The organism is Fluviicola sp., assembly GCF_030151805.1.
In the GTDB taxonomy this organism is placed as follows: domain Bacteria; phylum Bacteroidota; class Bacteroidia; order Flavobacteriales_D; family Crocinitomicaceae; genus Fluviicola.
Window position 1 is genome coordinate 1 of the sequence record NZ_JASLCN010000080.1, and the last position, 4,926, is coordinate 4,926.

Annotated in this window: 5 protein-coding genes; 1 reads left to right on the top strand and 4 read right to left on the bottom strand. The window is 41.9% G+C overall.

Translation table 11 applies throughout. From position 1 onward, the window contains the following. The coding region (locus Q1V93_RS03185; RefSeq protein ID WP_300661347.1) for a T9SS type A sorting domain-containing protein at positions 1 to 1,133 on the top strand (1,133 nt) is incomplete at its 5' end. A gap of 194 nt (positions 1,134 to 1,327) precedes the next feature. On the opposite strand, the gene Q1V93_RS03190 is transcribed toward Q1V93_RS03185, so the two are convergent. The 4 genes from Q1V93_RS03190 to Q1V93_RS03205 form a co-directional block, all read right to left on the bottom strand. Further along, the gene (locus Q1V93_RS03190; protein ID WP_300661350.1) at positions 1,328 to 2,887 is read right to left on the bottom strand and encodes an FAD-dependent protein; all 1,560 of its coding nucleotides are present in this window, start codon (positions 2,885 to 2,887) and stop codon (positions 1,328 to 1,330) included. Then, complete coding sequence (locus tag Q1V93_RS03195) at positions 2,888 to 3,610, bottom strand: porin family protein (protein WP_300661352.1); 723 nt, start codon at positions 3,608 to 3,610, stop codon at positions 2,888 to 2,890. 125 nt (positions 3,611 to 3,735) lie between these two features. Beyond that, on the bottom strand, positions 3,736 to 4,467 hold the full coding sequence (gene ubiE, locus Q1V93_RS03200; RefSeq protein ID WP_300661355.1) for a bifunctional demethylmenaquinone methyltransferase/2-methoxy-6-polyprenyl-1,4-benzoquinol methylase UbiE: 732 nt from the start codon (positions 4,465 to 4,467) through the stop codon (positions 3,736 to 3,738). Between the two features lie 119 nt (positions 4,468 to 4,586). Beyond that, on the bottom strand, positions 4,587 to 4,926 hold a 340-nt coding region (locus tag Q1V93_RS03205), incomplete at its 5' end, for a PfkB family carbohydrate kinase (RefSeq protein ID WP_300661358.1).

Below are 4,926 nucleotides of genomic sequence, written 5' to 3' on the forward strand. Positions count from 1 at the left end.
TGCCAAGTGGTTTCGGAGAAGTTCGCTTCGCGGATATCAATAATGATAATTATGAGGATGTCTTACTTACCGCAAGTAATTTTACGGATACCATGACAATGAATTTCCCACCCAGTTACACCAACTACTACCTCAACGACGGAAGTGGAAATTTCAGCATCGTAAGTGGTACGCCCATCGACGGAATTTTCGGAACTGTTGCAATTGCCGATTTCAACGGAGACGGTCTGAAAGAAACAGTGATTTCAGGCGGAACGATTGTAAATGATGCTACGATTATGGTATTTACAAAAATGTATGGAGTCGAGTTTTGCCTTTCTGCTCCTATTATGGTAAATACATTCGTAACGCCTTCGGCAATCAACGAATGTACAGGAACCGTTACTGTCACTGTTCAGGGAACTCCGGATTTTACATTTGACCTGCAAAACGGCTCTCCGGCAATCACTTCAACATCCAATCAGCTTACGATAGACAGTTTGTGTCCGGGAATTTATTCGTTGTTCACAATCGATGGAAACGGAGATACACTAACAAGCACCTTTGTCATTCCGACCGATTCAAACTACATTTTTAACAACTATTTTGGTCCCAGTTCTCCTGTTTTGGGCGAATTAAGTGTTACCGTTGAGAATTGCGACATCGATTATGCCTCTGTCAGTACTGCTGAAATTGACACATTTACTGTTATCTCTCAGGATTCTGTGCTTATCTATTGGGCCATAACGGATGTCAATGGAACAACCATTATTCCTGCAATCTATGATTTAAGCGCAGGATATGGCAATTACTACCTGCAACTGGAACTTTACTGTCAGCAAAAATCAACAGGTCAGTACTTTGTAATTACAGAAGGGTTTTCTTTTGACGACGGAACAACTTCCCTGGGAATTCAGGAAAACAAAACATTCGCGGTTTCAATAGCACCAAATCCTGCAAACGATTTGATTACGATTCAATTTGATACTGAAAACGCAGATTTAACGATCCTGGATTTACAAGGTAAAGTGATCTTATCAAAACAGATTCAGAACCATGAAAAAGTGTCCTTGAGTAACTTCAATTCCGGAATTTACCTGTTCAATATCAGCTCCAAAAATGGTGAAAGCATTTCACGAGTGATCAAATACTAAAACTGTATTTCTGTTTTTGAAAGAGACTGTTCGATTCCGGACAGTCTCTTTTTATCTGCTTATTTCTAAAAGGGATCGTTTACTATCACCAGAAACAACACGGATTATGTTTCAAGATTGAAGGCTGCATGATTCAAAGTCCCTTCATAGAGAGAATTTAAAATGACGCCGTTTTGAGACGATTATTTTCTCAATCAGGAATTAAAATCATAATACGATTTCACAGCATCCACGCATTTCATCCCGTCTATCGCAGCTGAAATGATTCCTCCTGCATAACCTGCTCCTTCTCCGCAGGGAAACAATCCTTTCGTATTGACACTCATGCAGGTTTCCGCATCCCTTGGAACTGAAACCGGGCTCGATGTTCTGGATTCCGGTGCATGCAAAACAGCATCATTGGTCAGGAAACCGCGCATTTTACGGTCAAAATCCACAAAAGCCTGCCGGAGTCGTTTCGCAATAAAATCCGGTAAAACCGTATTCAAATCCACAGATACAATTCCCGGCTGATAAGACGTTCGTGGGAAATCCTTTGAAATCTTTCCTTCCACAAAATCCTTCAATCGCTGAGCAGGAACAGCTTGTGTACTTCCCGCCGCTTTCCAGCAGGTTTGTTCTACAGCTTGCTGAAACTCCAAACTTACAAGCGGATTCTTCGGTGAATAATTCGGTAATTCAGCAGGTTCAACGCTCACCACGATCCCCGAATTGGAAGTCGGATTATTCCGTTTGGAAGGTGACCAGCCGTTGGTTACCACTTCTCCGGTTTCTGTTGCGCAAGGAGCAATAATTCCCCCCGGACACATACAAAACGAATACACCCCTTTGTCCGCAACCTGTGTTACCAGCGAATAAGATGCCGGAGGAAGAAACGCATCGTTGAGTCTTCCGTGATATTGAATTTCGTCGATTAAAGCCTGCGTATGTTCCACACGAACCCCCAAAGCAAAAGCCTTGGCCCGGATCGTTACTTTTTTGTTGTTCAATAAATAAAAAATATCCCTGGCAGAATGTCCGGTTGCCAAAACCAATGCTTTACAGGAAATCCGATCTTTCTGATTGATCTCAATTTCCTGAACCGCTCCGTTTTCGATTTTCAGATCCGTCAGTTTTGCTTCGAAATGAACTTCACCACCGTATTCACGGATCAAATCGCGCATCGCAACAATGATCTGCGGCAGTTTATTGGTTCCGATATGCGGATGAGCATCCACGATAATATCTTCAGGTGCTCCGAAATGAACAAACCAAAGCAGGGCTTTCATCACATCGCCGCGTTTTTTAGAACGCGTATACAATTTTCCGTCGGAATATGTCCCGGCACCTCCTTCTCCGAAACAATAATTCGATTCGGAATTCACAATGTGTTCTTTATTCAACTGAGCCAGATCGCGCCTTCTGGAACGCACATCTTTTCCCCTTTCGAAAATAACGGGCTTCAATCCCAGTTCCAAAGCGCGCAAACCTGCATAAAGTCCGGCAGGACCAGCTCCTACAATGTGAACCACTTTCGAATCAGCATTCACTTTTTTCGGGTGGAAATCAGCGTCAAATTCCGGGATTTTCCCGTCCATGAACACTTCAAAACTGGCGTTGATTTTGATATCCCGTTTTCGGGCATCAATAGAACGTTTATGCCATTTATAGGCAAATGAATGATCTTTCGGAAGTTTTAACTCGCGGGAAATAGCCAGACGGATGAACGCGTCATCTGCTGCTTCTTCCGGAGAAAATTGAAATTGTACCTGCATTTAGCCTTCAAAGATAAGCGAAAACCACAGTACTTTGTTGTATAAACGATCAATTGGCTGCGATACAGGCGTATTATCCTGGATAAAAGAGCTTCGGAAACTTTGAGAGAATTTGACCTCAAATCCGAATTTAAAGAAAGGAGCAAACCACTCCAATCCTGCTCCAACCTGCCCCTGGAAATCGTGAGCCTTGATTTTGATAAACGGATCAATGAAGTTTTGAGAAGCGTCTTCCTGCGATTGTAAATCATAGGAATATTGTCCGCCCACCAAAACATAAGCTGCAAAATTATTGATTCTCAGTGTTCTGAACTGAAGCATCAATGGAAAATCGAGATTGGTCGAGTTTACCCGTTCTTCCAGCATTAAGTCGTTGGTTTTTGTCGGATCCGGATTTGTGAAGTAATACTGAATCGCGCGTTCCTGGAAAGACAAAGTCGGGATAAAACGCAACCGAACAATCGGATGCCCCAGCTTCAAAGTGGTCACAATTCCAACCTGTCCGCCCGGCTGACGTTTGGTTTCCAGGGATTTCAATCCGTAACTCGAATACGCATCAGTGACGGGAATTGCTTTGAAATTCGACATATTCGCTCCGAGCATAAACCCGAAGTGAATCCAGCGTTCATCGAAACGCTTATAGTTTTTCGTTTTTTCAGGCTGTGCAAAAAGCATCGTGGAAAGGATTACCCACACAACTGTTATGCTCCAATTTTTACTCATACCTTTCAAACGTACTTAATAATTTTTTATTCTAAAAAATCAGTTCAAAGGATTTAAAAAGTTAGAAGTTCCGATAGCTATCGGAATCAAAAAACGCTTTTGAACATTTGAACATTTCTACCTGATCACTTCACTCCCGAATAAATCGTTGCAATTCCACCCGAAACCAAACGAGCCGCAACGCGCTGATATCCAAGTTTAATCAAAATTTCCGTAAAGTCTTTTCCTTCCGGAAATGCAGCAACCGATTCCGGCAAATAAGCGTAAGCTTTGTCATCCTTCGAGATACGCTTCCCGAAAAAAGGAATGATGTACTTGGAATGGAAGGAATAATATTGTTTCACAGGGAATTTCTTCGGTTTCGAAAACTCCAGGATGATCAATTTACCTCCCGGACGCACAACGCGCAGCATTTCTCCCAAACCTTTTTCCAGGTTTTCGTAATTACGCACACCAAAACCAACAGTCAGGGCATCGAAATAATTGTCTTCAAAAGGCAGGTTTTCCGAATCTCCCAATTGCATGGAAATGATGTGATCGAAACCTTTTTTCTTCATTTTTTCGCGTCCCACTTCCAGCATTCCTTCTGAAATATCCATCCCGATAATTTCAGTTGGTTTGAGACGAAGCAGACCAATGGCAAAATCTCCTGTTCCGGTTGCCAGATCCAAAATGCGTTTCGGTTGAATTTCCTTCAACATATTTACGGCCTTTCTTCTCCAGATCCGGTCAATCCCAACGGATAAAAAATGATTCAGGAAGTCATAGCGCTTAGAGATTTTATTGAACATCTCTGCTACTTCTTCTTTCTTCGATTTATCTTCCGACCCGTAAGGTTTTACTACTTTTTTCTCCATTATTCCAATTGAAAATTGAGAATTGAGAATTGAAAAGCAAACTGCGCTAACGCTTGTTTGTATCGAAAGCCTTGCTTTCTCTCCTTTTCAATTTTACATTTTCAATTTTACATTTTAAATTAGTTGAATTGTTTTCCTTCACACTCTTGTATCAACTGATCCGGCTCGATACTTACCACTCCACTTTTTTCACAAACCAAACCTCCTGCAAGGTTGGAAAGTTCGGCAATACTTTCAATGGATAATTCTGCTGTCAAACACAAAGTTGCAACAGAAATGACCGTATCACCCGCCCCGCTCACATCCGCAATGTTTCGAATATGTGCCGGAGTATGGTATTTTTTGTTTTTGTCCTTAATATAAACACCGTGTTCGGAAAGCGTTACGAAAGTAATCCCGTTTCCAAGCTTTTCCTCCAGTACATTTATTGCCTGATCGAACAAATCTCGTTTCTGAAAG